At 60.9% G+C, this 24,874-nt stretch carries 27 protein-coding genes and 1 other RNA gene; 17 read left to right on the forward strand and 11 right to left on the reverse strand.

The window, feature by feature from the left end:
* Positions 1-7: 7 nt before the first annotated feature.
* Positions 8-334, forward strand: coding sequence for an antibiotic biosynthesis monooxygenase family protein (locus FQV27_RS05250; RefSeq protein WP_147096748.1), 327 nt, complete (start codon positions 8-10; stop codon positions 332-334).
* A 96-nt stretch (positions 335-430) separates the two neighbouring features.
* Positions 431-994, forward strand: a complete 564-nt coding sequence (locus FQV27_RS05255) for a CGNR zinc finger domain-containing protein (protein ID WP_222611658.1) — start codon at positions 431-433, stop codon at positions 992-994.
* A 14-nt stretch (positions 995-1,008) separates the two neighbouring features.
* On the opposite strand, the gene FQV27_RS05260 is transcribed toward FQV27_RS05255, so the two are convergent.
* Positions 1,009-1,614, reverse strand: coding sequence for a nucleoside deaminase (locus FQV27_RS05260; RefSeq protein ID WP_186827217.1), 606 nt, complete (start codon positions 1,612-1,614; stop codon positions 1,009-1,011).
* Between the two features lie 69 nt (positions 1,615-1,683).
* Between FQV27_RS05260 and ssrA the strand changes: the two genes are divergently transcribed.
* Positions 1,684-2,039: a transfer-messenger RNA gene (ssrA, locus tag FQV27_RS05265) on the forward strand.
* 22 nt (positions 2,040-2,061) lie between these two features.
* Here the strand turns inward: ssrA and FQV27_RS05270 are convergent.
* Positions 2,062-3,285 carry a cation:proton antiporter gene (locus FQV27_RS05270; protein ID WP_147096750.1) on the reverse strand — a complete coding sequence of 408 codons (1,224 nt, stop codon included), beginning with the start codon at positions 3,283-3,285 and terminating at the stop codon, positions 2,062-2,064.
* Between the two features lie 127 nt (positions 3,286-3,412).
* Between FQV27_RS05270 and FQV27_RS05275 the strand changes: the two genes are divergently transcribed.
* The 7 genes from FQV27_RS05275 to FQV27_RS05305 all read left to right on the forward strand — a co-directional run bounded on the left by FQV27_RS05275 (position 3,413) and on the right by FQV27_RS05305 (position 10,245).
* Positions 3,413-3,874, forward strand: a complete 462-nt coding sequence (locus FQV27_RS05275; RefSeq protein ID WP_147096751.1) for an SspB family protein — start codon at positions 3,413-3,415, stop codon at positions 3,872-3,874.
* Between the two features lie 294 nt (positions 3,875-4,168).
* A complete protein-coding gene (fumC, locus tag FQV27_RS05280; RefSeq protein WP_147096752.1) occupies positions 4,169-5,563 on the forward strand; it encodes a class II fumarate hydratase in 1,395 nt (464 codons plus the stop codon).
* Between the two features lie 640 nt (positions 5,564-6,203).
* Positions 6,204-7,325: an acyltransferase family protein gene (locus FQV27_RS05285; RefSeq protein ID WP_147096753.1), complete on the forward strand. Its 1,122-nt coding sequence runs from the start codon at positions 6,204-6,206 to the stop codon at positions 7,323-7,325.
* A gap of 68 nt (positions 7,326-7,393) precedes the next feature.
* Positions 7,394-7,570, forward strand: coding sequence for a DUF4169 family protein (locus FQV27_RS05290; RefSeq protein ID WP_147096754.1), 177 nt, complete (start codon positions 7,394-7,396; stop codon positions 7,568-7,570).
* 10 nt (positions 7,571-7,580) lie between these two features.
* The gene (locus FQV27_RS05295) at positions 7,581-7,799 is read left to right on the forward strand and encodes a ribbon-helix-helix domain-containing protein (RefSeq protein WP_147096865.1); all 219 of its coding nucleotides are present in this window, start codon (positions 7,581-7,583) and stop codon (positions 7,797-7,799) included.
* Positions 7,800-7,827: 28 nt separating this feature from the next.
* Positions 7,828-9,138, forward strand: coding sequence for an adenylosuccinate lyase (purB, locus tag FQV27_RS05300; protein ID WP_147096755.1), 1,311 nt, complete (start codon positions 7,828-7,830; stop codon positions 9,136-9,138).
* A gap of 57 nt (positions 9,139-9,195) precedes the next feature.
* Positions 9,196-10,245 (forward strand): flagellar motor switch protein FliG, encoded by a 1,050-nt coding sequence (locus FQV27_RS05305; protein WP_147096756.1) that lies wholly within the window; start codon positions 9,196-9,198, stop codon positions 10,243-10,245.
* Positions 10,246-10,309: 64 nt separating this feature from the next.
* Here the strand turns inward: FQV27_RS05305 and FQV27_RS05310 are convergent, their stop codons facing one another.
* The 4 genes from FQV27_RS05310 to pyrC all read right to left on the reverse strand — a co-directional run bounded on the left by FQV27_RS05310 (position 10,310) and on the right by pyrC (position 14,217).
* Positions 10,310-10,843, reverse strand: coding sequence for a hypothetical protein (locus FQV27_RS05310; RefSeq protein WP_147096757.1), 534 nt, complete (start codon positions 10,841-10,843; stop codon positions 10,310-10,312).
* Positions 10,840-12,327, reverse strand: coding sequence for a replicative DNA helicase (locus FQV27_RS05315; RefSeq protein ID WP_147096758.1), 1,488 nt, complete (start codon positions 12,325-12,327; stop codon positions 10,840-10,842). Before FQV27_RS05315 ends, FQV27_RS05310 begins: the two co-directional genes overlap by 4 nt.
* A 172-nt stretch (positions 12,328-12,499) precedes the next feature.
* Positions 12,500-13,171 carry an orotate phosphoribosyltransferase gene (locus FQV27_RS05320; protein ID WP_147096759.1) on the reverse strand — a complete coding sequence of 224 codons (672 nt, stop codon included), beginning with the start codon at positions 13,169-13,171 and terminating at the stop codon, positions 12,500-12,502.
* The gene (gene pyrC / locus FQV27_RS05325) at positions 13,168-14,217 is read right to left on the reverse strand and encodes a dihydroorotase (RefSeq protein WP_147096760.1); all 1,050 of its coding nucleotides are present in this window, start codon (positions 14,215-14,217) and stop codon (positions 13,168-13,170) included. Before pyrC ends, FQV27_RS05320 begins: the two co-directional genes overlap by 4 nt.
* Before the next feature lie 115 nt (positions 14,218-14,332).
* Between pyrC and FQV27_RS05330 the strand changes: the two genes are divergently transcribed.
* The gene (locus tag FQV27_RS05330) at positions 14,333-14,653 is read left to right on the forward strand and encodes an antibiotic ABC transporter (protein ID WP_147096761.1); all 321 of its coding nucleotides are present in this window, start codon (positions 14,333-14,335) and stop codon (positions 14,651-14,653) included.
* A 74-nt stretch (positions 14,654-14,727) separates the two neighbouring features.
* On the opposite strand, the gene gap is transcribed toward FQV27_RS05330, so the two are convergent.
* Positions 14,728-15,729 (reverse strand): type I glyceraldehyde-3-phosphate dehydrogenase, encoded by a 1,002-nt coding sequence (gene gap, locus FQV27_RS05335; protein ID WP_147096762.1) that lies wholly within the window; start codon positions 15,727-15,729, stop codon positions 14,728-14,730.
* A gap of 76 nt (positions 15,730-15,805) precedes the next feature.
* Complete coding sequence (locus FQV27_RS18830; protein WP_186827218.1) at positions 15,806-15,949, reverse strand: hypothetical protein; 144 nt, start codon at positions 15,947-15,949, stop codon at positions 15,806-15,808.
* Positions 15,950-16,235: 286 nt separating this feature from the next.
* Between FQV27_RS18830 and FQV27_RS05340 the strand changes: the two genes are divergently transcribed.
* Positions 16,236-17,486 carry a DUF5930 domain-containing protein gene (locus FQV27_RS05340; protein ID WP_147096763.1) on the forward strand — a complete coding sequence of 417 codons (1,251 nt, stop codon included), beginning with the start codon at positions 16,236-16,238 and terminating at the stop codon, positions 17,484-17,486.
* The gene (locus tag FQV27_RS05345) at positions 17,476-17,991 is read left to right on the forward strand and encodes a bactofilin family protein (RefSeq protein WP_147096764.1); all 516 of its coding nucleotides are present in this window, start codon (positions 17,476-17,478) and stop codon (positions 17,989-17,991) included. Before FQV27_RS05340 ends, FQV27_RS05345 begins: the two co-directional genes overlap by 11 nt.
* An 81-nt stretch (positions 17,992-18,072) precedes the next feature.
* Here the strand turns inward: FQV27_RS05345 and coaD are convergent, their stop codons facing one another.
* The 3 genes from coaD to FQV27_RS05360 form a co-directional block, all read right to left on the reverse strand.
* Positions 18,073-18,573: a pantetheine-phosphate adenylyltransferase gene (gene coaD / locus FQV27_RS05350; RefSeq protein WP_147096765.1), complete on the reverse strand. Its 501-nt coding sequence runs from the start codon at positions 18,571-18,573 to the stop codon at positions 18,073-18,075.
* A gap of 79 nt (positions 18,574-18,652) precedes the next feature.
* Positions 18,653-19,093 carry a CBS domain-containing protein gene (locus tag FQV27_RS05355; RefSeq protein WP_147096766.1) on the reverse strand — a complete coding sequence of 147 codons (441 nt, stop codon included), beginning with the start codon at positions 19,091-19,093 and terminating at the stop codon, positions 18,653-18,655.
* Positions 19,094-19,143: 50 nt separating this feature from the next.
* Positions 19,144-20,061, reverse strand: a complete 918-nt coding sequence (locus FQV27_RS05360) for a LysR family transcriptional regulator (protein WP_147096767.1) — start codon at positions 20,059-20,061, stop codon at positions 19,144-19,146.
* Between the two features lie 100 nt (positions 20,062-20,161).
* On the opposite strand from FQV27_RS05360, the gene FQV27_RS05365 reads away from it, so the two are divergent.
* From FQV27_RS05365 to mmsB, 4 genes are all read left to right on the forward strand, one after another.
* Positions 20,162-21,661: a CoA-acylating methylmalonate-semialdehyde dehydrogenase gene (locus FQV27_RS05365; RefSeq protein ID WP_147096768.1), complete on the forward strand. Its 1,500-nt coding sequence runs from the start codon at positions 20,162-20,164 to the stop codon at positions 21,659-21,661.
* Positions 21,662-21,722: 61 nt separating this feature from the next.
* Positions 21,723-22,868 carry an acyl-CoA dehydrogenase family protein gene (locus FQV27_RS05370; protein ID WP_147096769.1) on the forward strand — a complete coding sequence of 382 codons (1,146 nt, stop codon included), beginning with the start codon at positions 21,723-21,725 and terminating at the stop codon, positions 22,866-22,868.
* Positions 22,868-23,887, forward strand: a complete 1,020-nt coding sequence (locus FQV27_RS05375) for an enoyl-CoA hydratase/isomerase family protein (RefSeq protein ID WP_147096770.1) — start codon at positions 22,868-22,870, stop codon at positions 23,885-23,887. The genes FQV27_RS05370 and FQV27_RS05375 overlap by 1 nt, the downstream gene beginning before the upstream one ends.
* Positions 23,884-24,759 (forward strand): 3-hydroxyisobutyrate dehydrogenase, encoded by an 876-nt coding sequence (gene mmsB, locus FQV27_RS05380; protein WP_147096771.1) that lies wholly within the window; start codon positions 23,884-23,886, stop codon positions 24,757-24,759. Before FQV27_RS05375 ends, mmsB begins: the two co-directional genes overlap by 4 nt.
* Positions 24,760-24,874: the final 115 nt, after the last annotated feature.

Consider the following 24,874-nt stretch of genomic DNA (forward strand, 5'->3'; position numbering starts at 1 on the left):
GAACATCATGACCACGACCCCAACCATCGCCCGTATCTGGCGCGGTCGCACGACGCCTGAAAACGCTGACGAGTATGAAAGTTACAATCGCGCCAACGGGGTGCCGCCGCTGCTGAAGACGGCGCTCGGCGTCCAACTGCTGCGCGAGGATCGCGAAACCGAAACCTGGTTCACCACCATTTCCTATTGGGCCGACATGGATGCGATGACGGCTTTCACAAAAGGCGACCCGGAAACCGTGCACCATCTGCCGCGCGACGAGGACCTGCTGATGGAACTTCCCGACCGCATCCAGATTCACCAGATTCTTGTGGACCAGCAGCACTTGCGCTGATCCCGCAGCCCGGCCCGTGTTGCGCAGACCCGCGACTTGTCTTTCCGGCCTGTCGTTGCGATGACTGGATCATCGCATATGGGGCCATTGTCAGGGATGCCGTCACCACACCGCATCGCCGGAAATATCGCGCTCGATTTCGCCAATACGATAAGCTGGCGGGGGACAGCGCGCGAGGCGGATCAGCTTGCAACGGCTGACGCGCTGCGCCACTGGCTGCGCGTGTCGGGACTGCGCGCGACGGACGCGGCGACTGCCCCGGACCCTGACCCTACGCTGGCGGCGGCGCACGCGTTGCGCGCTGCGATTACACGTATAGGTTCGGCAATTGCAAACGGCGCATCCCCGCCTGACGATGCGCTGAACGACCTGCGCGATGCCGCTGCCGCCGCGCTGTCTCGCGCACAGCTTGGGGGGATGCCGCTGCGCCCGCAATTTGACACTGCGGAACAGGCACTGGGCAGTATCGCATGGTCGGCGCTGGATCTGTTCAGCAGTGACGAGGTCGCGCGGATCAAGGAATGCCCCTTTTCCGACTGCCACTGGCTGTTCGTGGACCGCTCAAAAAACGGGTCGCGCCGCTGGTGCGACATGGCCACCTGCGGCAACCGCGCCAAGAAACAGGCCATGGCCGCGCATGATAACAGCGCCGCCGGCTAAGCCCTGCCCACGGCTTAGCGCAGCGGAATGTCGTTAGCGGCCTTGCCGTCCTGATAGGCCCCCGACAGCGCGTCATATTCCGCCCTGATCGCATCCGCCCGCGCCTTCAGTGCCGCTTGCTGATCCGGGTCAGCATCCGCAATCACCTCGGCCACAGAGCGTGCTTTCCAATAGGCATTCTCGCGCCGGTATCCGCCCGGATTGAGCGTAAAGACCTCTTTCAGGATCTTCAGATCGTGCGGGATGGCAAAGCTGTCGCGGCTGTCCTCATGGGTGAAGAAGTCGAAGAAATTGTCGAACCCCGCCCAGGTGATCGCTGACAGGCACATCGAACAGGGCTCATGCGTGGACAGGAAGATCAGCTCCTCGGGCGGCGGCAGGTCCGGCACCTCGCGATAGCGTTTCAGCAGATGCACCTCGCCATGCCACAGCGGGTTCTCGGTCTCGTTATTCGTCTCGGCCAGAACGGTGCTGCCATCCGACTTGCGCAGAAGTGCGGCGCCGAAAATCTTGTTGCCTTGCGCGACACCTTTCCGGGTCAGTGGCAGGACGTGATCCTCCAGCGCGCGCAGCAGCGCATCCGCCAGTGCGGTGTCGTTCAAAGCGATTGCCTGTGCCATCCAACCCCCGGAAATTTCTGTATATACGCGTTATATACGGGTTATCTACGCGTTCCATACGGAAAACATACCCTTGTTCCCGGCACCCTGCGCCCCTATATTCCCCCTGTTCGGGTTCGCCCGGACTATGGGCATAAACGCGCTCGTAATAAGCGGATCGGACCCGGGGGCGGTACCCGGCGGCTCCACCAAATTCGCCTTCGTTGGGGGGATCTGGGGCCGAAACAGGATCGACGAACGTGTAAAGGGGATGGCTTTGCCTCGGTGAGCTACCACCGTTATCGGTGCAAAACGTACAGTTGCCAACGACAACCGTGCTCCGGTCGCTCTGGCTGCGTAAGCAGCTCGGGTAACCGAAACCTAACTCCTTGCGCTTAGCCGCGTAAGGCGGGGCCCGCAGGAGCCTTGCAACAGAATCCTGCACTTTCAACCCCCTGAAATTCTTGGTTATTTTATCTGATCCTGCTCGTCAGCGACGCTGATGATACGCGGGGCCCAGATGCCATGCAGCACCACCGAGATCAGCACGATCAGCGCCGAGATCGCCCATAGTTCGCGGCCCAGTTCAATGTCGAACTCCGCGTTGTTCAAGGCATAGGAGAGGTAATAGAACGTGCCGATCCCGCGGATTCCAAGCACCGAGATCCCCACCCGCTGCCGATAGGAAAGCCCGCTGCCCAACAGCCCGATCCAGCCGCAAAGCGGGCGGATGACGGCAATGACCAGCACGGCCAGAACCACCATCGGCACGCTCAGATAGCCCAGCAATCCCTGCGCTACGGCCACCCCGAGCATCATCAGAAGCAAAGCCAGAAACAGCATCTCGATTTCTTCGCCGAAGTCGTGAAGGACCACATGATACTCGTCCTCACGCTCGAAATCGCGGAAGGTCAGGGCGGCGACGAAAACCGCAATGAATCCATAGCCATGCGCCAGCTCGCACAGCCCGTAGGCGGTCAGTGTCAACGACAAGGCGACAAATCCCTGCGCGCCTTTGGCGGGGTTGACGATGACGAAAACCAGCCGCGCAACGACCGTGCCGACCAGCACCCCCATCGCGACGCCGCAACCGATCTTCCACAGAACCGAAACCGTCAGCCAGTTCCACAGCATATCGGCGCCAAGACCCTGACTTACCAGCGCAATTGACAGATACACAAAGGGAAAGGCCAGCCCGTCATTCAACCCGGCCTCGCTGGTCAGCGCAAATCGCGTCTCGGGCTCATTTCCCTCGCGCGGCTTGCCCACCTGCACGCTGGCCGCCAGAACCGGATCGGTCGGCGCAATGGCAGCCCCCAGCAGCACCGCCGCCGCCAATGGCAACCCGACCAGCCACATCCCGCCGAGTGCCACCATGATAATGGACAGCGGCATGGTGATTGCCAGCAATCGCCAGGTTGTCGACCAGGACCGCCACCCGATGCGCCGGTCGATCTTCAGTCCGGCGCCGGTAAGCGACATGATGACGGCAAATTCGGTCAGCTTCTCGATCAGCAGCCCGAATGAAATGACGTCGATCGTCGGAAAATTCGGCAGTGCGAAGGGCAGAAGAAGCCCGCAGGCAACCAGGACCATCGGCAGTGAAACCGGCAGATTCCTCAGGAAATGCGGGAGCACGGCCGCCATAAGGGTGATCGCGCCGATCAGTGTCAGAAACAACTCGTAGTTCATTTTCGCCCTTTACGCCGACCTGCCGCAAAGCGCGACAGTCGCCCCCTTTTCATAGCGGGTTCAATCCCTATACTCGACCCGATCGCGGCGACTGCGCCGAGGGATTACGGCGAGAAGGGGCTTCCAGATGACGCGCGCAATCGACTATGGCGGATTGATGCATCGTGCGATGCAGGGGGTGATCGCCGATGTTCTGCAGCGCGTCGCGGATCAGGGTCTGCCGGGCGAGCATCATTTCTTCATCACCTTCGACACCCGCGAAGACGGCGTCGAGATCGCAGATTGGCTGCGCGAACGCTATCCCGACGACATGACCATTGTTATCCAGCACTGGTACGAGGATCTTCGCGTGACCGATGACGGGTTCACGATCACGCTGAATTTTGGCAACGCGCCTGAAAAGCTGGTCATTCCGTTTAATGCGGTCAGAACGTTCGTCGATCCTTCGGTCGAATTCGGTCTTCGTTTTGAGACACAGGAATCAGACGAGGACGACGAGCTCGAAGAGGCCGAGATCGAGGAGGTCGCCGCCGACGATGCCCAGAAAGGCAGCGGCGAGGTCGTCAGCCTGGACAAGTGGCGCAAATAAGCGCTCCATCGCTGATCGATCAGGCGCTGCGCGCAAAGCGATTGGCGGCTGCACCCTTCTGAGCATGGAAACACGCGCGACTGCCAGCGACATGGCCGCGCGCCGACGATTTGATCTGCGCTGGCTGATGATCCGTTGGGGCAGCGGGTTGATCCGCCGTGAGATTCTACGCACCATCTCCCTTCATACCGAGAGGCGATCTGCTACCCTTACCTGACAGCATACAGCCGCATACCATTTGCGAATCCTCCGGCCTGACGCTAAAACCCACGCAAATTCGCGAGGGAGCCGCATATGACCAAGACCCGCACCGAAACCGACAGCTTCGGCCCGCTGGAGGTTGATGCCTCCAAATACTGGGGCGCGCAGACGCAGCGTTCGATCATGAATTTCCCCATCGGTTGGGAACGCCAGCCGGTCGCCATCATTCGCGCGCTTGGCGCGATCAAGCTGGCGGCGGCGCGGATCAACCACAAGGAGGGCAAGCTGCCCGACGATGTGGCAAAGGCCATGGAGCAGGCCGCGACCGAAGTGTTCGAAGGCAAGTTCGACGACAATTTCCCGCTGGTCGTCTGGCAGACGGGGTCTGGCACGCAGTCCAACATGAACGCGAATGAGGTCGTGTCGAACCGCGCCATCGAAATTCTCGGCGGCGAGTTGGGTTCGAAAAAGCCGGTTCATCCGAACGATCATGTGAACATGGGCCAGTCCTCCAACGACACTTTCCCGACCGCGATGCATGTCGCCATTGGCATGATGGCCCGTGACACGCTACTGCCGGGTCTGGAAAAGCTGGCATCGGCGCTGGAAGCCAAAAGCGCCGAGTTCAAGGACATCATCAAGATCGGCCGTACCCATACGCAGGATGCGACGCCCCTGACGCTGGGTCAGGAATTCGGCGGCTACGCCCATCAGGTCCGCATGGGGATCGAGCGGGTGAAACTGTGCCTGCCGCAGATCTATGAACTCGCGCAGGGCGGCACAGCCGTCGGCACCGGACTGAACACCAAGAAGGGCTGGGACAGGGAAATCGCCGCCGAAATCGCGAAGATCACCGACCTGCCCTTCGTCACCGCCCCGAACAAATTCGAGGCGCTGGCGGCCCATGACGCGATGGTCTTCTTCTCGGGCGCGCTGAAAACCATCGCGGCGAGCCTCTTCAAGATCGCCAACGACCTGCGCCTGCTGGGCTCCGGCCCGCGTTCGGGTCTGGGCGAGCTGATCCTGCCCGAGAATGAGCCGGGGTCTTCCATCATGCCCGGCAAGGTCAACCCGACCCAGGCCGAGGCGCTGACCATGGTCTGCGCCCATGTCATGGGCAATGACGCGGCGGTCGGGATTGCCGGCTCGCAAGGCCATTTCGAACTGAACGTCTATAACCCGATGATGTCCTATAACGTGCTGCAGTCGATGCAGCTTCTGGGCGACGCCGCGGGGTCGTTCACCGATAATATGGTCGCCGGAACGCAGGCGAACACGGCCCGGATCGACAAGCTGATGAAGGAATCGCTGATGCTGGTGACGGCGCTGGCGCCCACCATCGGCTATGACAACGCGACCAAGGTGGCGAAGACCGCCCATAAGAACGGAACGACGCTGCGCGAGGAAGCCGTCGGCATGGGTTTTGTGACCGAGGAGGAATTCGACAAGATCGTCCGGCCAGAGAAGATGATCGGCCCGGAAGATTGATCATCCCGCGGAGTCGAACAGAAGGCGCGCCGATGAGGCGCGCCTTTTTTTATGCTACTTCGCCGCTCGAAGCCCAAGTTCGACATGAACTCCAGTGACCGTGCTGCGCAGTCTATATTACATGCCCGCCGAGCAATTACTTGACCGGGGCGAGGCAGAATTCCCCGGTACCTCTTCGCCGAAACGCCGATCTGAACCGGATCGAATGACGCGAATAGCGACCTCAGAATATATTTCCTGCTATATGCTTTGCCAATTCGCTAGCGGGATGCCCCGATGGAGCCATTCGGTTCCCGCGAACGGGCAGTAATGCAGAGACATTAGCTGCTGCCTCATCTGGGCGCTCATCAGCATTTTCCATCAGAAGATTGGGTTATCGGCCTTGCCAGCCTGAAATTCCTGATTGTGATCGTTGAACGCTCGACCGTGAATAAATCGTCAAGCTACCGCGAAAATACAGACCAGGACAATCAGGCTCATATGACGGCGTACGGCGTGATTCACCAGTGAATATCACACGCACACTCATATCCTCCCACGATTAACAAATCATAGCAGTTTCTTTTGTTAACCGATTCGTGTAACGTACTAATATCACACCATTGTTTACCAAACTCCTTCTTACGAGGGTAGGACAGTCATGGCCACAAGCAGGCGTTACGGCAAAATCGGCTACATAAATGGCATGCGCGGCATCGCGATACTCATGGTCCTGGCCCATCACATACTGCAGCCATTGCAATCGCCCGTTCCGGCCTCAGATACCTCCGCGCTGACATATTTTCTGGTCCAGCCTTTTATCTATAATGGCTGGCTCGGTGTGAATATTTTCTTCGTACTCTCGGGCTTCGTCCTGTACCTGCCCTTCGCAAAGCAACAGGCAGTAAATTTTGAGCCATTCGTGTTCCTCAAGAAGCGTGCCCAAAGGCTTCTTCCTCTGTACTATGTAAATGTGTCCGTCTGCCTCGCGATGCTTTTCGGTGAGCCGATTTTCTGGGTCGCGGCAAACGCGGTTATATTTCTGTTTGCTCTGCTTCCGACGCCCGTGGTCTTTTTCCCGCCCAACAACCCGCCATTATGGTCGCTCGGGATCGAGATCTGGTTTTCCGTGCTTTTCCCGATCCTGCTCATTCTGACCCGGACCCGCGGAGTCGTCTTGGTGCTTGGTCTGCTGACAGCCGCGGCGTTTCTGTTTCACGCGCTTGCTACGGCCGCTTTTCATGAAGAAGGTAAATACCTTAACGATGTCGCCGATACGATTCCCGGCAGGTTAGGTGATTTCTGCATCGGGATGCTCGCAGCGCATTTCTGGTTTCGTAGAAACGGCCGGGACTCGCTGCGCGGGCCGATAGGCTATGTGCTCACCCTTGCGACCGTTGCTTGCATTTACCTCGCTCTGCTGCTGTCAACGGCGCGATATGTCGGTGAGCTACCGCCTGAGGTGCAGACACTTGCCAATTTACTGCTGGCATCGGGCACGGCGATGATGATCCTTCTGCTGCAATCCGTTCCTGATCTTCATTTCATCAGGGCGGTTTTGGAAATCAGACTGCTTCAATTGATAGGGATGATGTGCTTCAGCATCTACATCTGGCATTGGCAAATCCTGCACGCCTTCAATCTGCTCCTCGGCGATCAACTCTGGGTCAGGACGCCGGTAATCGCCGTGTATTTGGCTGTGCTTTCCATCGTATCGATCTGCAGCTATCGATTTATAGAATTCCGTCGGCAGCCAGCGCGAAAGATCTTTCTGATGTCGTGATCGCCAAGGTCGGCCTGGCGCTGTAAGCTATGGGCACCGCCAAATTGCAAACGGCCGAACCAGTGACCATGACCCAGATCACCAACCTCAACCGCTTCCGCAAGCAGAAGGCCCGTGAGGACGCCCGCCAACAGGCGGATGCCAACGCCGCCAAGCATGGCCGCACCAAGACACAAAGGCTTGCCGAACAGGCCGACAAGGACCGCGCGGCAAAGCATCTCGACGGGGTGAAGCGTGACGATTGACCTGCCGCCGATGGACGCGCCGGCGAAGCGCTCGGTTTCCATCGACGGGCATCGCACCTCGGTCAGTCTTGAAGACGCGTTCTGGCGGGCGCTCGAACGGATCGCCAAGACGCGCGGCACCACCCGCGCCGCGCTGATCGCTGAAATCGACCATGTGCGCCCGCCAGAGGTCGGCCTTGGCACCGCCTGTCGCCTGTTCGTGCTGGCAGAATCCACCAAGGGACGCTAAGTCACCCCTGAAAATTCAGGAGGCCCCGATGATCCCGCGCTATGCCCGCCCCGAAATGACCATCATCTGGTCACCCGAGACGAAATTCCGCATCTGGTACGAGATCGAGGCTTACGCTTGCGACGCGCAGGCCGAACTGGGCGTGATCCCGCGCGAAAATGCCGAGGCCGTCTGGAAAGCGAAGGATGTGGAATTCGACGTCGCCCGCATCGACGAAATCGAGGCCGTCACAAAGCATGACGTGATCGCCTTCCTGACCCACCTGGCCGAGCATATCGGAAGCGAACAGGCGCGGTTCGTCCATCAGGGCATGACCTCCTCGGATGTGCTGGACACCACGCTGAACGTCCAGCTTGTCCGCGCCGCCGACATCCTGCTGGCCGATATGGACAAGCTGCTCGACGCGCTGAAACGCCGCGCGATGGAACACAAGGACACGGTGCGCATCGGTCGCAGCCACGGCATCCATGCCGAACCCACCACGATGGGCCTGACCTTCGCACGTTTCTATGCCGAGATGGACCGGAACAAGCGCCGCCTGCAGGCCGCGCGCGAGGAAATCGCCACCGGCGCGATTTCCGGTGCCGTCGGGACTTTCGCGAATATCGACCCCTTTGTCGAAGAATATGTCTGCGAAAAGATGGGCTTGCGGCCGGAACCCATCAGCACGCAAGTGATCCCGCGCGACCGTCACGCGATGTTCTTTTCGACGCTTGGGGTGATCGCTTCGTCGATGGAGAACATCGCCATCGAGATCCGCCACATGCAGCGCACCGAGGTGCTGGAGGCCGAGGAATTTTTCAGCCCCGGCCAGAAAGGTTCCAGCGCGATGCCGCATAAACGCAACCCGGTCCTGACCGAAAATCTGACCGGCCTCGCCCGGCTGGTGCGCATGACGGTCGTCCCGGCGATGGAAAACGTGGCGCTCTGGCATGAACGCGATATCTCGCATTCCTCCGTCGAACGCGGCATCGCGCCGGATGCGACGATCACACTGGATTTTGCACTGAACCGGCTGGCGGGGGTGATCGACAAGCTGGTGATCTATCCCGAAAACATGCTGCGGAATATGAACAAGTTTAGAGGTCTGGTCATGTCGCAGCGCGTGCTGCTGGCCCTGACCCAGGCAGGTGTCTCGCGCGAGGACGCTTATCGGCTTGTGCAGCGCAACGCCATGAAGGTCTGGGAAGAAGGCAAGGATTTCAAGGAAGAACTGCTTGCCGATCCAGAAGTGACCGCGGCGCTTTCGCCCGCCGAGATCGAGGAGAAATTCGACCTCGGCTATCACACCAAGCATGTCGACACGATCTTCAAGCGGGTCTTCGGGCAGGCCAGCTAACCCGGTCTTAAGCTTTCTTTGCGATGGTCATCCCTGCGAATCAAGTGGGGGCGACCGATGATGCTGGAACCGATGCTGACGCCGCGCCAGAAGGCGGCGGTGATCGTGCGCCTGCTTCTCGCGAATGGGCAAAGCATCTCTCTTGAACAATTGCCCCCGAACGCTCAGGCCGCGCTTGCGCATGAAATGGCGCTGATGGGAATGGTCGACCGGGATACACGGGATCGCGTGATCGAGGAGTTCTGTGAATCGCTTGAGCAGGTCGGCCTGACATTTCCCGGCGGGATCGACGGGACGTTGGAAATGCTGGACGGCACGATCTCTCGCGATATTACGGACCGTCTGCGGCGCATGGCCGCGATGACTGGACATGCCGACCCGTGGGACCGTATCGCCGCAATGCCGGTGGCGCAGCTCTGCGAGCTTGCGTTGGGCGAAGCGACCGAGGTTGCCGCGGTCATGTTTTCCAAGCTGCCGGTCCCCAAAGCGGCGGAGGCGTTCGGGATGATGCCACCTGAGCGCGCGCGTGCAATCGCCTACGCAATGTCGATGACAGGCGGGATCGAGCCACCGGCGCTGCGGCGTATTGGTGTCGCCCTGTTGCAAGCCGCGGAGACGCTGCCTGCCCCGGTTCTCGACGGCGGTCCGATCGAAAAGGTCGGCGCGATCCTGAACTTCACGACCTCTGGCACGCGCGACGAAGTTCTGGTTGGGCTGGATCAGGATGACGCCGACTTCGCGAATGAGGTGCGAAAGGCCATATTCACCTGGGCCAATATCCCGAAGCGCATCGACCCCCGAGACATCCCCCGTATCGTCCGAGAGGCCGATCAGCAGGCCCTTCTGCGCGCGATTGCAGGCGCCAAGGACGCGAACCGCGCAAGTGCGGAGTTCATTCTGGGTGCGCTGTCCAGCCGCATGGCTGACGCGATCCGCGAAGATGTCGAGACGCTTGGCCGCGTCAGCCAAAATGACACCGAGGACGCGATGAGTGAGATTGTCGCCGGCATCCGCCGGATGGAAGACGCGGGCGATCTGTTCCTGATCGCGGGCGAGGTCGATGAGCCAGAGGGAGATATTGTTATCAAAACGTCTGGCGCGAACTGACAGCTTTCGGCGCGGGGGAACGACGCAGAACCTGCGATTGGTTCGTTTCATCGCGCCCTTCGGATTAAGGGGTTGGCCCTTTGACGCGCAGGGGAACGATGCGGCCAGACAACCCACCGTCACTCATGTCAAAGCTGAACGCGCCATTCGCATAACGCAGCGACTTCAGTATCTCGTCGGCGGCTGGCTGAATTGCGGCACTTGGCGTCTCCATCACGAATGCCGGATCGGGAACAAGGATGGCGGGCCCCAGATATGCCGGTTCGCCTGATACGCTGTCCCAAGCACCGACTTTGTAGGTGAGCAAGCGTCGACCGTCAGCCAGCGGCAATTCGAGCTTTGTCAGCGTAACGAAATACCCGACACCGGCGCGGCCCTGAAAAACTGCCTCTGCCGGGACGCCGTCGGGACGCGGAGGTGCGGCTTCGACCAGTCGCGCCGCGCGTTCGGTCCCGTGATTGAGCGCGACAAGCAACAACAGAAGCAGCGACAGAAAGCTCGCGAGGCAGACCCCGCCCACGCCAGGCCCGGACATGCCGCGCGGCGCGTCCCCAGCAGCGGTAGGCTCGCGCTTCCCGGCCGGTTCCGGCGGCGTCATTCCCATTCCGATTGGCGAGCCTTTTCAAGGTTGCCAAACCGGGTGAACCGGCCTTCGAACGCCAGTTCGACCGTGCCGATCGGGCCGTGACGCTGCTTGCCGATGATAACCTCTGCCTTGCCATGCACGGCGTTCATGACCTCTTGCCATTTCGCAAGTTTGTCGAGTTCGTGATCGGCGGGCTTTTCGCGCTCGCGGTAATATTCCTCGCGGAAAACGAACATGACAATGTCGGCGTCCTGTTCGATCGAGCCGGACTCGCGCAGGTCCGAAAGTTGCGGGCGCTTGTCTTCTCTGCTTTCGACCTGACGCGAAAGCTGCGACAGGGCAATCACCGGAATGTTCAATTCCTTGGCAATAGCCTTCAGTCCCTGCGTGATCTCAGACACCTCGTTCACCCGGCTATCCTTGGCGCTTGCCGCTTTCAGAAGCTGAAGATAGTCCACGATGATGAGGTCAAGTCCATGCGTCCGTTTCAGCTTTCGTGCCCGCGCCGCAAGCTGGTTAATCGGCAAGGCTGGCGTGTCGTCGATATAAAGCGGGCAGCTTTGCAGATCATTCGCAGCCTGCACGAAACGGCGGAATTCCTCCTCGGTCATGTCACCGGACCGGATCTGGTGACTGCCCACTTCTGACGCCTCAGAGAGAATCCGCGCGGCAAGCTGTTCGGCCGACATCTCCAGCGAGAAAAACCCGACCACCCCGCCAGCCACGGCACCGATGGTGCCATCGGATTTCTCGCCCGATTTGTAGGCCTTCGCGATGTTGAACGCGATATTCGTGGCCAGCGAGGTTTTCCCCATCGACGGCCGACCAGCAAGGATCACGAGATCTGAATTGTTCAGCCCGCCCATTTTGCGATCGAGATCGATCAGTCCGGTCGGAATCCCCGAAAGCTGACCGTCGCGCTGAAACGCCGCAGCAGCCGCGTCCACTGCGCCCGTCACTGCCTTGAGGAAGGACTGAAAGCCGCGCTCTGCCACGCCCTGTTCGCCCAGCTTGTACAGCGTCTGTTCTGCAGCCTTGATCTGCTCCTCGGCATCGTCCTCGACCCGGACGGAAGCCGCGCGCGCCGAAATGTCCTGCCCGAGCGTAATCAGATCGCGGCGCAGCGCGAATTCACGGATCATCTGCGCATAGTCGCGCGCCGCGTAAGCAGAGATCGCGGCCGCAGCAAGCCGCGCCAGATAAGCCGGCCCGCCCAGATCCTTCAGCCCGGCATCCCCTTCCAGAAAAGCCTTCAGCGTGACAGGGCTCGCAAGAGCGTTTTTGCGGATCCGTTCGGCGGCGATTTCGTAGATGCGGGCGTGAACAGGTTCGTAGAAATGTTCCGGCTTCAGGATCTGGCTTATGCGGTCGAACACATCGTTATTCGTCAGCAGCGCGCCCAGCAGTTGCTGTTCTGCCTCGATCGAGAACGGAACGCTCTGCCCTTCCGAATCGGCCGCGGGGGCTGCTGCCTGCAATGCCCTGATCTCGTTCATCGCCCTGTCCGTCTTATTATTTTGAAGCTGCCTCTATGCCACAATATATGCCGAATCTGAACCGGCGTCCGCGAAAATCTGGTGGGTAAAGCTGGGGATGAGCTGTGGACAAGTTTTGCTGCGGCCCTTTCGTCCCGCAGGGAAGGCCGCAATGCAGACAAAAGTCAGTTAATCAAGGATTGGCTGTCTGCCACGCGCGCGGGTCGGACAGAAAGCTCTCCACTTCCGTCAACGTCGCGGTGTCGAATGCGGCCTGCGCCTTTGCCTCGGCCAAGACATCCCACCAAGTGCAAAGATGATGCAGTCGCACCCCGTGATCGGCGAGCCGCTGCGTCGTTTCCGGGAATATCCCGTAATAGAAGATAACCGCTGTATGCGCGCAGGTTGCGCCCGTCTCTCGGATCGCGTCCACGAAGCTGAGCTTCGAGCCGCCATCGGTTGTCAGATCCTCGACCAGCAGAACACGGTCGGATTCGTCCATCCGCCCTTCGATCCGGGCGTTGCGGCCGTAACCCTTCGGTTTCTTGCGCACATAGGTCATCGGCAAGGCCAGACGTTCGGCGACCATCGCACCGAACGGTATCCCTGCCGTTTCACCGCCGGCGATATTGGTGAACGCTTCGAACCCCGCGTCGCGAAGGACGGTGGCCGCCAGAAAATCCATCAGCGTCGCGCGCACCCGCGGGTAGGAAATGATGCGCCGGCAATCGACATAAGTCGGCCCCTTCAACCCCGAGGCATAGGTAAAAGGTTCTGCCGCGTTGAAGTCCACAGCCTTGATTTCAAGCAATGCGCGGGCAGTCAGACGGGCGATTTCTTCGGGCGCGGGGAAGGAAAGGCTCATGCGGGCTCCGTTTGCCAGAAAAGGGGAAAGCCGGGATCGAAAACCGTCACCGTTTCATCGCCGGCAGAAATTTCGCTGGGATAGGCGACAGCGCCATCCTGACGGGTCAGACGGATCGTATCCGGGTTCGGTGCCATGCCGTAAAAGGCCGGCCCGTTCAGCGAGGCGAAAGCCTCCAGCTTGTCCAGCTTGCCGTCTTCCTCGAACACCTGCGCAAGAATGGCGAGCGTGTTCGGCGCCGTGAAGCAGCCCGCGCAGCCGCAGGGCTGAAGCTTGGCACGGTCGGAATGCGGCGCGGAATCAGTGCCAAGGAAGAACGGCCCCTGCCCCGACATCGCCGCTTCGCGAAGCGCAAGTCGATGCGTCTCCCGCTTGGCAACCGGAAGGCAATAGTAATGCGGCCGGATGCCGCCAGCCAGAATGGCGTTGCGGTTGATGACAAGGTGATGCGTCGTGATTGTGGCACCCATCGCGCCGCCCGCAGCGTTCGCGCTGACGTAATCTACCCCGTCAGCGGTCGTGACATGTTCCATCACCACCCGCAGACCCGGCGTCGCACGGCGAAGCGGGTCCAGCACGCGGTCGATGAAAACAGCTTCACGATCGAAGATGTCGACGGCGGGATCGGTCACCTCGCCATGCACGCAAAGCGGCACGCCGGCCTCGGCCATAGCTTCCAGCACGGGGCGGACGCGGTCGAAATTGGTCACGCCGCTGGCCGAATTTGTCGTTGCGCCTGCGGGGTAAAGCTTCACGGCAGCGATCAGACCATCGGAATGGGCCGCGACGACATCCGCCGGATCGGTCGTCTCGGTCAGGTAAAGCGTCATCAGCGGCTTCAGCGCGGCATCGGCGGGAAGCGCTGACAGGATGCGGTCGCGATACGCGCGCGCCTGTTCGCCCGTCACCACCGGCGGCACAAGGTTCGGCATGATGATTGCGCGGCCGAAGCCGGCAGAGTGCGGGGCCACGGCCGCCAGCATCTCGCCATCGCGAAGATGCAGGTGCCAGTCGTCAGGGCGGCGAAGCGTGAGTGATCGGGTCATGGGGAACCGATTATACTGCCACGCGTCGCGAGGGAAGCCGGGTTGCAGGGAATGTGGGTTGCCATTTCCATTGTGCAGGTGCAGCATGCCGCCAACCTAAACAGGATCAAACGTTATGGGTTTTCTTCCCAACAATATGGCTGAAGCCACTCGCCTTTGGGTGCAAGTCGCTCAGATCGCAATAGAATCTCAGATGGTCATCGGCATGCGTCTCGCCGGCATGATGGGTTTTCTGCCGCAGCACAAAAATGAGTCGCACCGCATGGTGCAGGAGAAGTTCGATGCCGCACAGGAAGCGGGATCGGCAATGATGACGGCGATGACCCGTGGCGCCAGCCCCGATCAGGTCATGGCGGCGGCGCTGCGCCCCTATGGCCGCAGAACAAAGGCCAATGCGCGCCGGTTGACGCGCGCTTCTGTCAAGCGAGGCAGCTAAGTCAGACTGACAAGCGATTGAATTGAAAACGGCCTCCGAAGCGGAGGCCGTTTCAATTTCGCGGGCCGGAAGGCTCAGATCAGCTTGCCCATGGCGACCGCGGTATCGCTCATCCGGTTCGAGAAGCCCCATTCGTTGTCATACCAGGTCAGGATGCGAACCATGCGACCGTCCAGAACCTTGGTCTGATCCAGCGCAAAGATCGACGAGCGCGGATCGTGGTTGAAGTCGATCGAGACATTCGGCTGGTCGGTATAGCCCAGAATGCCTTTCAGCGGGCCGTCAGCGGCTGCCTTGATCGCCTCGTTCACTTCTTCGACTGTGGTGTCGCGGCTGGCTTCGAAGGTCAGATCGACGACCGAAACGTTCGGCGTCGGCACGCGGATAGCAACGCCGTCCAGCTTGCCGTTCAGTTCCGGCAGCACCAAACCCACGGCCTTGGCAGCACCGGTAGAGGTCGGGATCATCGACATCGCAGCGGCGCGGGCGCGGTACAGGTCCTTGTGCATCGTGTCCAGCGTCGGCTGGTCGCCGGTATAGCTGTGGATGGTGGTCATGAACCCTTTTTCGATGCCAATCGCGTCATTCAGAACCTTGGCAACGGGCGACAGGCAGTTCGTGGTGCAGCTGGCGTTCGAAACGATCAGGTCGTCCTTGGTCAGCGTGTCCTGGTTTACACCGTAAACGATGGTCTTCGAGGCACCCTTGGAAGGCGCCGACACGAGCACCCGGCTCGACCCGTTTTCAAGGTGAACCTTCGCCTTTTCCGCATCGGTGAAGATGCCGGTGCATTCCATCACCACATCGACATCGCCCCATGGCAGTTCGGCCGGGTTCTTGATCGCCGTGACCTTGATCGGGCCGCGACCCACGTCGATAGTATCGCCGTCGACGGTCACGGTGCCCGGAAACTTGCCGTGCACGCTGTCGAAGCGGATCAGGTGGGCGTTGGTTTCCACCGGCCCCAGATCGTTGATCGCGATTACCTCGATATCGTCACGCCCGGATTCCACGATTGCGCGCAGCACGTTGCGCCCGATCCGGCCAAATCCGTTGATTGCCACCTTAACAGCCATGATGAACCTCCGCAGACTGAATTCGCCATGCTTATGGGCCTTTTTTTCGGGCATTTAAACCCCGACCAGGCCGTCATTACCGCCAGAAACTCAGATATTCGACGAAAGCCACGAAGCGCTTGCCAAGAAAGACCGGCAGATCCCAGTGCAGCCACAACCTGTCTGCCAGCAGAAGCAGCAGAATCAGGACGAAGATTGTGATAGCGTTGCGCGTGGTCACGGGCTCTGGCTCGGTTTGGTGCAGCTAGCGACATAGCTGCCGCTCTGACCGCGGGCAAGCGCAGTCTCGCAGGTTCCCTAACGCGCTTTGAACCACTCGATATCGGCGAGAATCCGCCGCGCATGGCAGGTTTCTGCCGGTTCAACGGACAGGCTGGCCAATTAAGTTGCAACCAGAGCCTGTGTCCTGTTTACGACACATAGATGTTTTTCGTCCGCTGCACGGAACGGAAAACGGACATCCAAATCCGGATGCGAAAACAATAAACTAGCCGGGGATAGCTGCCTTGCCTAACCGTCTGAATTCTGCGCTTGAACGACTTCTGCCCGAACAACGCCTCTTCCTGAAAACCGAAAGCTCGACCCGCGTGATACATTTGCGCCCGGCGACGCAGCTTGGTCTGCTGGGAGGAAGTGCAATTCTTGTCGGATGGGCGATCGTGTCTGGCGCGCTGCTCGCCTATGACCGGATCGGCGGGGACCGTCAAAGTCAGGCGACCCAATCGCAGACCACGTTTGAAACCCGGATGTCCGCGCTTGCCGACGAACGCGACGCGCGCGCGACCGAGGCGAAAGAGGCGCAGCTTCGCTTCGCGGTCGCTCTGGATCAGGTCGCGAAATACCAGTCCGAACTTCTGAGCGCCCAGAAGCAGAATCACGAACTGGAAGCCGGTCTTGAGGCGGTGCAGCAGAAACTGGGCACGGCGCTTGCCTCGATCCCCGGTGCGGATGGTGTCGATCCGCAGGAAAAGGATCTTGCGCTTAACGCCCTGAACGAGCGGCTGCGCGCCACCGCAGACGCCCGCGACGAGGCTGCAGCGACCGCGCGCATTGCCCGCGCCGAAGCCGCTGCCGCCAAGGCAGAGCAGGAGCAGCTTCTGGCCCGCAATGACGAGATCTTTACGCAGATCGAAGATGCCGTCGCCGCGGCCGCCGTCCCCTACGAGGAAATGTTCGACAAGATCGGCCTTGATACGGACGCGCTTCTGTCCTCGGTCGACAAGGAATATGACGGTCAGGGTGGCCCCCTGACCCCGGCTGCGGTTTCGACAAGCGGCAATGCCGCGATCAGCGAAACCGAAGCGCGTGCTGGCGAAATCATCGTCAGTCTGGATCAGGTGAACCGCTACCGGATCGCCAGCAACAAACTTCCGCTCGATATGCCCGTCAAATCGGCATTCCGCTATACCTCGGGCTTCGGTGCCCGCTGGGGTCGCGCGCATCAGGGTGTCGATCTTGCAGGCCCGGTCGGCACGCCGATCCTTGCGCCCGGCGACGGCGTCGTGACCTTTGCCGGTCGTCAGAATGGCTATGGCAACCTCATCAAGATAGAACACGCGCTTGGCACAGAAACCCGCTATGGCCACCTGTCGAAGATCCGTGTGAAGGTCGGTCAGAAGGTATCGCGCGGCAGCCTTATCGGTGATATGGGGAATACCGGACGGTCGACCGGCCCGCATCTTCACTATGAAGTTCGGGTGAACGGCAAGGCCGTTAATCCCATGAGCTTTATCAAGGCGGCACAGAATGTTTTCTAAGTCTCGCGTGACCGAAACGCCGAATCAGCAACCCAAATCGCCGGCCCCCGAATCAGAGCCGGTTCGCAGCGAAGCGCCTGTCGAGTCGGCAGCGACGCCCGCAGCCCCTCAGCCGCAGCGTCAGCGCAGCGCGCCGTCGGTTCTGTCCTCCGATCTGACGATCAAGGGCGATCTGCAAACGGCAGGCGATGTCCAGATCGAAGGCAATATCGAAGGCGATATCCGCGCCCGTCAGCTGACGATTGGTGATACCGCCACCGTGCGCGGCGAGGTGCTGGCCGATGAAGTCATCGTGAACGGCCGCGTCGTCGGTCGTCTGCGCGGCCTCAAGGTGCGCCTCTCATCGACCGCGCGGGTCGAGGGTGACATCATCCATAAGACCATCGCGATTGAATCGGGTGCGCATTTTGAAGGCTCGGTTCAGCGTCAGGACGATCCGCTGGCGCAGGGCGGCACCAAGAAACTTGCTCCGCCCGCGACTGATTTCGGTAAATCCGATAACTGATCCCTGCGCCCCCGACCTTCGGGGTAGCAGTTGACGAAATCGGGGGCCATATGGCCCCCTTTTTCATTTCGATTCCTGCGTTTAGCCTGCCGGCGGAAAACGCCCCTGCAACGCATCTTTCACTGGCGGGGTGACGAATTTCGAGACGTCGCCGCCCAGACGAGCGATTTCCTTGACCAGTTTCGACGCGATTGCCTGCCGTCGCGCATCCGCCATAAGAAACACTGTCTCGATGCTTGCATCAAGCGCCCGGTTCATCCCAACCATTTGAAATTCATATTCAAAATCTGCAACCGCCCGCAGCCCCCGAATGATGACAGAGGCGCCTACATCACGGGCGCAGTCGATCAGCAGATTGTCAAAGGGATGGACCACAATCTCGCCACCGGTGCGGGCGACAACAGCATCGCATTCCCGGCGAACCATCTCGACCCGTTCTTCCAGCGAAAAAAGTGGCCCCTTGTCGCGGTTGATCGCCACCCCGATCACAAGCCGGTCTACCAGAGCCATCGCGCGCTGGATGATATCCAGATGTCCCAGCGTGATCGGGTCAAACGTTCCCGGATAAAGCCCAGTGCGCATGCGCAAGTCCTTTCGGTTGTCGCGCGCAAACCACCCGATGCGCGCAACGAAATCAAGGGGGTGCGTGCAGCCTTTCTGCTCAGCTGCCCATGATCATGCCGGTCAGCGCGTCTTTTTCGGCATTCAGTTCCTTCAGTCGTGCGGAAACCGCGTCCCCGATGGATACGAGGCCGATCATGTTTCCGTCCTCGTCGATGACGGGCAGGTGACGGAAACGTCCGGCCGTCATCTTCTCCAGAACGCCGAGCGTGTCATCGCCACTTACGCAGGTCGAAACCTTGCGCGTCATCAACTCGCTGATCGGGCGGCTCAGCACGTCTGCGCCCTGCTTGCCCAGTTCGCGCACGATGTCGCGCTCGGACAGGATGCCGGTGGGTTTCTTGCCATCCTCGCTGACGACGACTGCGCCAATGCGCTTTTCGGCCAGAAGCTTCACAGCCTCTGCGACCGAAGCTGAAGGGCCGATGGTCACGATGGTGACGCCGGCGTCCTTGAGGGAAAGTATCTGGTTCACCAGCATCTTGGCCTCCGTGGTTGCGTCACCTCAGTCTGTCGCAACCGCAGCGAACGTCAAGCCCCGCCATCATTGGCCGCGATAGATTCCAGCCGGGCCACCTCGCTGCGCAGACGCTGTGCCAGTTCATCGGTCAGCCGGTTCAGCCGGTCGGACCGCCGGTCATCCGCATGCCGAATCATCCAGAAACTGCGGGTCAGGCCAAATTCCTGCGGCAGGATTCGCACGACACCGGGCGCGAATGGGATCGCAAAGTCATGCACGATCCCGACCCCTGCCCCACCCCGGATGGCCTGCATCTGCACTGAAACCGAGTTCGAGGTCAGGCGCGCTGCCTCGGACCCGCTGCGCGCCAGCAGCGGGGCCAGATAGTCCAGCTCGCTGTCGAAGATCATGTCGGGGATATAGCCGATCAGCCGGTGTCCAGGAAATTCGTCCAGACTGGCCAAAGGCGGGCTTTCCGACAGATAGTCGCGATGCGCCGCCAGATGCAGACGGTAATCGCACAGCCGCTGCACCACCAGCCTGCCGCTTTCCGGCCTGCTGACGGCGATCGCCAGATCCGCCTCTCGTTTGGAAAGGTTGAACACACGGGGCAGCGCGACGATCTGAATTTCCAGCCCCGGATGGGCGTCACACATCGCCGCCGCGACCTGTGGCAGCAGATAATTCGCGCAACCGTCCGGCGCCCCGATCCGCAATTGCCCGGTCAGATCGCCCGGCCGGCCAAGCGCGTCGGCCGCGCCGCTCAGTGCCAGTTCAGCCGCTTCGGCATAAGGCATCAGCCGCTCTCCCTCAGCGGTCAGGGCGTAACCCTGTGGCGATTTCACAAAAAGCGCCCCGCCAAGTGCGGTTTCCAGCCGCACGATCCGCCGCCCGACGGTCGACGGGTCCATCCCCAGCCTGCGCCCGGCGCGCGACAAGCTGTCATCGCGCGCAACCGCCAGAAATACTCGCAGATCGTCCCAGTCCATCGCCATCCTTGCGTTTTTGCAAAACCTTTTTGCCGAATTTTCACTTTCTGGGTGGATTTTTGCAAGATAGTCTTTCCGCGAACTGGCATTGGAGGATGCGATGAAAGAGATTGGCCACTGGATTGACGGTAAGGAAGTCGCGGGTACGTCCGGGCGCTTTGCCGATGTCTATAACCCTGCCACGGGCGAGGTTCAGGCAAAGGTCGCCCTTGCCTCGGACGCGGAAATCACCGCTGCTATCGACAGCGCTGCCAAGGCGCAGGTGAAATGGGGTGCCACCAATCCGCAGCGCCGTGCGCGTGTCATGATGGAGATGGTGCGCCTGATCAACCGCGACATGGACAAGCTGGCCGAGGCTCTGTCGTCCGAACATGGCAAGACCTTCCCGGATGCAAAGGGCGACGTTCAGCGTGGGCTGGAGGTGATCGAATTCTGCATAGGCGCGCCGCATTTCATGAAGGGTGAATTCACCGACGGCGCGGGCCCCGGCATCGACATGTATTCGATGCGCCAGCCGCTTGGTGTGGTGGCGGGCATCACGCCCTTCAACTTCCCGGCCATGATTCCGCTGTGGAAGATGGGCCCGGCCCTTGCTGCCGGGAACGCGATGATCCTGAAACCGTCCGAACGTGATCCCTCGGTCCCGCTGATGCTGGCGGCGCTTTGGAAGGAAGCAGGTCTGCCCGATGGTGTGTTGCAGGTTATCAATGGCGACAAGGGTGCGGTCGATGGGCTTCTGCACAGCGATGTCATTCAGGCTGTAGGCTTCGTGGGTTCGACGCCAATTGCGCAGTATATCTATGAAGAGGCCGCCAAGACCGGCAAGCGCGCGCAATGTTTCGGTGGTGCGAAGAACCACATGATCATCATGCCCGACGCCGATCTGGATCAGGCGGCGGACGCGCTTGTCGGCGCAGGCTTTGGCGCCGCGGGCGAACGCTGCATGGCGATTTCGGTCGCCGTGCCGGTGGGCGACAAGACCGCAGATGCGCTGATCGAACGGCTGGTGCCGCGGATCGAGAAGCTGAAGGTCGGCCCCTACACAGCAGGCGATGATGTCGATTACGGCCCGGTCGTGACCAAGGCCGCCAAGGACAACATCCACCGGCTGGTGCAGACCGGCGTCGATCAGGGCGCGGAACTTGTCGTCGATGGCCGCGATTTCAGCCTGCAGGGCTACGAGGACGGCTTTTTCGTCGGCCCGCATCTGTTCGACCGCGTGACCCCCGATATGGACATCTACAAGACCGAGATCTTTGGCCCCGTCCTGTCCACGGTTCGCGCGCAAACCTACGAAGAAGCCATCGGGCTTGCCCTCGACCACGAATACGGCAACGGCACCGCGATCTTCACCCGCGACGGCGACACCGCCCGCGATTTCGCCAGCCGCATCAATATCGGCATGGTGGGCGTCAACGTCCCGATCCCGGTTCCTCTGGCCTATCACACCTTCGGCGGCTGGAAGAAATCGGGCTTCGGCGACCTGAACCAGCACGGCCCGGATGCCTTCCGCTTCTACACGCGTACAAAGACCGTGACCGCCCGCTGGCCCTCGGGCATCAAGGAAGGTGGCGAATTCAACTTCAAGGCCATGGACTGATCATTGCGGGGGGCGCCATGCCCCCCGTTCGACACGGGACCACAGGGGAAGGGAGGCCCTTATGGATTTCGCGCTCAGCGAAGAGCAGCAGGCGATTTTTGACATGGCGCGCGAGTTTGGCGCCGAACATATCGCGCCACATTCCGAAGCCTGGGAAGAGGCGGGGACCATTCCGCGAGAGCTGTGGAGCAATGCGGCCCAGCTTGGCCTTGGCGGGATATTTGTTTCCGAGGAATATGGCGGATCGGGCCTGTCACGGCTGGACGGCACGCTTATATTCGAAGCCCTTGCCATGTCCGACCCGTCCGTCGGCAGCTTCCTGTCGATCCACAACATGTGCGGCGGGATGATCGACAAGTTCGGATCAGACGAGGCGAAGGCGAAGTTCCTGCCCGATCTGTGCAGTATGGAAAAGATCTGGTCCTATTGTCTGACCGAACCCGGGTCGGGGTCCGACGCCGCCGCGTTGCGGACCCGCGCCGCGAAAGGAAATGACGGCTTCAAGTTGAACGGCACCAAGGCCTTCATATCGGGCGGGGGCTATTCCGACTGTTACCTGACCATGGTGCGCACGGGCGAGGACGGGCCGAAGGGCATTTCAACTGTCGTCGTCGAGGACGGGGCGCCCGGCCTCAGCTTCGGTGCGCTGGAACGCAAGATGGGCTGGAAGGCACAACCGACCGCGCAGGTGCAGTTCGACGACTGCCTGATCCCGCTGGAGAACCAGATCGGTCAGGATGGCCGCGGGTTCAGCTATGCAATGGCGGGGCTGGATGGGGGACGGCTGAACATCTCGGCCGGGGCGCTTGGGGCGGCGCAAGCGGCGCTTGACAAGACGCTGGCCTATATGGGCGAGCGCAAGGCCTTCGGCAAATCGCTGGATCAGTTTCAGGCGCTGCAATTCCGGCTGGCGGAAATGGAAACGGCGCTGCAATCGGCCCGCATCTTCCTGCGGCAGGCGGCGTGGAAGCTGGATCAGGGCGCGCCCGACGCGACGAAGTTCTGCGCCATGGCCAAGCTGCACGTCACCGACCGCGCGTTCGAAGTCGCGAATGGCTGCCTGCAGCTGCATGGCGGTTATGGCTATCTGGCCGATTACGGGATCGAGAAGCTTGTGCGCGACCTGCGCGTTCACCAGATTCTGGAAGGCACGAACGAAATCATGCGGCTGATCGTCAGCCGCGGCCTGCTGACAGAGAGGGGCTGATGGACGATCTGATCATCCGCAAGGACCGCCGCGCCGGGCGCATCACCTTCAACCGCCCGCAGGCGCTGAATGCGCTTAGCCACGACATGGCGCTGGCGATCCATCAGGCGCTTGACGACTGGCGCAACGATCCGGACGTCGATCTGGTCATCATTGACGCCGAAGGCGACAAGGCCTTCTGCGCAGGGGGCGACATTGCCGCTGTCTATCAGGCGGGTCTGAAGGGCGACCATGCTGAGGGTGAGCGGTTCTTCTTCGACGAATACCGCATGAACGCCGCCATCGCCGATTATCCCAAGCCGATCGTCGCCCTCATGCAGGGCTTCGTCATGGGCGGCGGTGTGGGCGTCGGTGGCCATGCCAGCCACCGCATCGTCGGCGACACGACGAAAATCGCGATGCCGGAATCCGGCATCGGGCTGATCCCTGACGTTGGCGGCAGCTGGCTGCTGGCCCATGCGCCGGGACGGATCGGGGAATACCTGATGCTGACCGCCGACCGGATGGGTCCGGGCGATGCGATCCACGCCGGTTTCGCTGATTATTATCTGCCTGAGGGCGACTGGCCCGCGCTGATCGACAAGCTGGCAGAAAGCGGCGATGTCTCGATCATCGCGGGCGCGCCTGCGCCAGAAGCGCCTCTTGCATCCGCCGATCTGTCTGCCTTCGAAGGCGAGAGCGTTGCCGATATTATCGCAGCCCTCGAGGCGGCGGGTGATGACACCGCGTTGAAGCCGATCCGCCGCAACTCTCCGCTGTCAATGGCGGCGGGGCTTAGGCTGGTCCGAGAGGCGCGCAGCGACGCGCGCATGCAGGACAGCCTGCAGCGCGAGTACCGATTCACCAGCCGCGCCACGCGGGACGGCGATTTCATCGAAGGCGTGCGCGCCCAGATCATCGACAAGGATCGCAATCCGAAATGGCGGGCGGATGCATCGCCTGCGGCGGTAGATGCGATCCTGTCACCGCTTGGCGCGGACGAGCTGCATTTCGACGAAGCACAAGGGAAAACGCCATGAAGATCGGTTTTATCGGACTGGGCAATATGGGGATGCCCATGGCGCTTAATCTCGCGAAGGCAGGGCACGAGGTGCGTGCATTCGACGTCACCGCGACACCCGAGGCACCGCTTTTGCCGGTCGCAAGTGCCGCAGAGGCAGCCTCGGGGGCAGAGGCTGTCATCACGATGCTGCCAAATGGTCAGATCCTGCGCGACGTTGCCGCAGCAGTCGTCCCCTCCATGCCGAAGGGCGCGGTTCTGTGCGACTGTTCCACCGTCGATGTCGATAGCGCGCGCGAGGTGGCCGATCTTGCCAAGGCGGCAGGCATAGGCGCACTTGATGCGCCAGTTTCAGGCGGCATAACCGGTGCGGCGCAGGGCACGCTGACCTTCATGGTCGGCGGCGGTGACGATAGCTTTGCGACCATCGCGCCGCTTTTTGAGATCATGGGGCAGAAGGCCGTCCATTGCGGCAGTTCCGGTGCCGGTCAGGCCGCGAAAATCTGCAACAACATGATCCTCGGTGCCACGATGATCGCCACATGCGAGGCATTTTCACTGGCCGGAAAGCTGGGTCTTGACCAGCAGAAGCTGTTTGACGTGGTTTCAACCTCGTCAGGCTCAAGCTGGTCGGTCAACGCCTATTGCCCCGTGCCGGGTGTCGGCCCGCAATCGCCCGCAGATAATGGCTATCGGCCGGGCTTTGCGGCGGAACTGATGCTGAAGGATCTGAGACTGGCGCAGATGGCCGCTGAAAGTGCTGATGCGGACACGCCAATGGGGCAGCTTGCAGCCGAACTTTACGCGCGCTTTGTCGAGTCCGAGGACGGACGAGGTCAAGACTTTTCGGCCATGCTTCCGCGATTTGACCGGCGCGGTCGCGACGGGTGACAGGTCCGCGCGGCGGAATGCTTCGATACGCTCGAAAAATCGGCAATATGCGGGAACCAGGCTGTGCCTGATGCGTTCCCCGCTATCAGTGTATCGGTATAAAAGAAAACGAGCA

The sequence above is a fragment of the Paracoccus aurantiacus genome, assembly GCF_007993065.1.
Classification (GTDB): domain Bacteria; phylum Pseudomonadota; class Alphaproteobacteria; order Rhodobacterales; family Rhodobacteraceae; genus Paracoccus; species Paracoccus aurantiacus.

Coding starts and splice junctions, on each gene's coding strand:
- FQV27_RS05250 (WP_147096748.1), top strand. CDS start 8: ATGACCACGACCCCAACCATCGCCCGTATCTGGCGCGGTCGCACGACG.
- FQV27_RS05255 (WP_222611658.1), top strand. CDS start 431: ATGCCGTCACCACACCGCATCGCCGGAAATATCGCGCTCGATTTCGCC.
- FQV27_RS05260 (WP_186827217.1), bottom strand. CDS start 1,614: ATGGCACAGGCAATCGCTTTGAACGACACCGCACTGGCGGATGCGCTG.
- FQV27_RS05270 (WP_147096750.1), bottom strand. CDS start 3,285: ATGAACTACGAGTTGTTTCTGACACTGATCGGCGCGATCACCCTTATG.
- FQV27_RS05275 (WP_147096751.1), top strand. CDS start 3,413: ATGACGCGCGCAATCGACTATGGCGGATTGATGCATCGTGCGATGCAG.
- fumC (WP_147096752.1), top strand. CDS start 4,169: ATGACCAAGACCCGCACCGAAACCGACAGCTTCGGCCCGCTGGAGGTT.
- FQV27_RS05285 (WP_147096753.1), top strand. CDS start 6,204: ATGGCCACAAGCAGGCGTTACGGCAAAATCGGCTACATAAATGGCATG.
- FQV27_RS05290 (WP_147096754.1), top strand. CDS start 7,394: ATGACCCAGATCACCAACCTCAACCGCTTCCGCAAGCAGAAGGCCCGT.
- FQV27_RS05295 (WP_147096865.1), top strand. CDS start 7,581: ATGGACGCGCCGGCGAAGCGCTCGGTTTCCATCGACGGGCATCGCACC.
- purB (WP_147096755.1), top strand. CDS start 7,828: ATGATCCCGCGCTATGCCCGCCCCGAAATGACCATCATCTGGTCACCC.
- FQV27_RS05305 (WP_147096756.1), top strand. CDS start 9,196: ATGATGCTGGAACCGATGCTGACGCCGCGCCAGAAGGCGGCGGTGATC.
- FQV27_RS05310 (WP_147096757.1), bottom strand. CDS start 10,843: ATGACGCCGCCGGAACCGGCCGGGAAGCGCGAGCCTACCGCTGCTGGG.
- FQV27_RS05315 (WP_147096758.1), bottom strand. CDS start 12,327: ATGAACGAGATCAGGGCATTGCAGGCAGCAGCCCCCGCGGCCGATTCG.
- FQV27_RS05320 (WP_147096759.1), bottom strand. CDS start 13,171: ATGAGCCTTTCCTTCCCCGCGCCCGAAGAAATCGCCCGTCTGACTGCC.
- pyrC (WP_147096760.1), bottom strand. CDS start 14,217: ATGACCCGATCACTCACGCTTCGCCGCCCTGACGACTGGCACCTGCAT.
- FQV27_RS05330 (WP_147096761.1), top strand. CDS start 14,333: ATGGGTTTTCTTCCCAACAATATGGCTGAAGCCACTCGCCTTTGGGTG.
- gap (WP_147096762.1), bottom strand. CDS start 15,729: ATGGCTGTTAAGGTGGCAATCAACGGATTTGGCCGGATCGGGCGCAAC.
- FQV27_RS05345 (WP_147096764.1), top strand. CDS start 17,476: ATGTTTTCTAAGTCTCGCGTGACCGAAACGCCGAATCAGCAACCCAAA.
- coaD (WP_147096765.1), bottom strand. CDS start 18,573: ATGCGCACTGGGCTTTATCCGGGAACGTTTGACCCGATCACGCTGGGA.
- FQV27_RS05355 (WP_147096766.1), bottom strand. CDS start 19,093: ATGCTGGTGAACCAGATACTTTCCCTCAAGGACGCCGGCGTCACCATC.
- FQV27_RS05360 (WP_147096767.1), bottom strand. CDS start 20,061: ATGGACTGGGACGATCTGCGAGTATTTCTGGCGGTTGCGCGCGATGAC.
- FQV27_RS05365 (WP_147096768.1), top strand. CDS start 20,162: ATGAAAGAGATTGGCCACTGGATTGACGGTAAGGAAGTCGCGGGTACG.
- FQV27_RS05370 (WP_147096769.1), top strand. CDS start 21,723: ATGGATTTCGCGCTCAGCGAAGAGCAGCAGGCGATTTTTGACATGGCG.
- FQV27_RS05375 (WP_147096770.1), top strand. CDS start 22,868: ATGGACGATCTGATCATCCGCAAGGACCGCCGCGCCGGGCGCATCACC.
- mmsB (WP_147096771.1), top strand. CDS start 23,884: ATGAAGATCGGTTTTATCGGACTGGGCAATATGGGGATGCCCATGGCG.